This is a genomic window from Mycobacterium kyorinense (assembly GCF_002101735.1).
In the GTDB taxonomy this organism is placed as follows: Bacteria; Actinomycetota; Actinomycetes; order Mycobacteriales; family Mycobacteriaceae; genus Mycobacterium; species Mycobacterium kyorinense.
Genome location: NZ_LQPE01000086.1, coordinates 1 through 1,132 on the forward strand (window position 1 = coordinate 1; position 1,132 = coordinate 1,132).

The window sequence follows — 1,132 nt, forward strand, 5'->3', positions numbered from 1 at the left end:
GGGAGCGTCCCGGGGAGTGGTGTAAGTGATGGCGGCGTGTCGGTCCCTGACGTAAGAGGGCCATCGCGTGAGTCTCTGTGGTGAAACGACCAAGAATCACTACCGAGAGGAACATCGCGATGGCCCTGGACCAGTCTGCCTTGCTGGAGGTGCTCGACGCACTGCGCACCGCCGATGCCGGTGAGCGGATCACTCAAGCCGCCGAAACGATCTACCAAGCCTTGATCGACGCGGAGTTGACCGCGTTCATCGGGGCTTCTCCCCATGAGCGCACCGAGACCCGCTCCAATCAGCGCAACGGCTCGCGTCCGCGCACGCTGTCCACGGTCGCAGGGGACCTGGAACTGCGGATTCCCAAGCTGCGCACCGGGTCATTTTTCCCGGCGTTGTTGGAGCGGCGTCGCCGGGTCGATCAGTGCTTGTTCGCGGTGGTGATGGAGGCCTACCTGCACGGCACCTCCACCCGCAAGGTCGACGATCTGGTCAAGGCACTGGGTACCGATACCGGGATCTCCAAAAGCGAGGTCAGCCGGATCTGCAAAGACCTCGACACCGAGGTCGCGGCCTTCCGGGACCGGCCGTTGGGTGATCAGCGCTTTCCGTATGTCTTCCTCGACGCCACCTACTGCAAGGCCCGGGTGAATCATCGGGTGGTGTCGCAGGCGGTGGTCATCGCCACCGGGGTGGCCGCTGACGGGCGCCGCGAGGTACTGGGCTTTGAGGTCGGAGACTCCGAGGACGGGGCGTTCTGGACCGCGTTTTTGCGGTCGTTGAAATCCCGCGGTCTGGCCGGAGTCCAACTGGTCATCTCCGATGCCCATGCCGGACTGCGCAGTGCCATTGACGCCGTGCTGATCGGGGCCGCCTGGCAGCGGTGTCGAGTGCACTTCCTGCGCAACGTGCTCGCCCAAGTGCCCAAGGGCTCCGCAGAGATGGTCGCCGCCGCGATCCGCACCGTCTTCGCCCAGCCAGACGCCGAGCACGTGCGCGAACAACTCGACACCATCGCCGGCATGCTCGGCCGCCAGTTCCCCAAGGTCGAAACCATGTTGCGCGAGGCCGCCGCCGACATCACCGCCTTCGCCGACTTCCCGGTGGCCCACTGGAAAAAGATCTGGTCAACCAACCCACT

General features: G+C 65.0%; 1 protein-coding gene. It reads left to right on the forward strand.

Annotation, left to right across the window (positions count from 1 at the left end):
- Positions 1-119 precede the first annotated feature (119 nt).
- Positions 120-1,132: IS256-like element IS1245 family transposase (locus tag AWC14_RS10775; protein ID WP_033712850.1), on the forward strand; the 1,013-nt coding region annotated here is incomplete at its 3' end.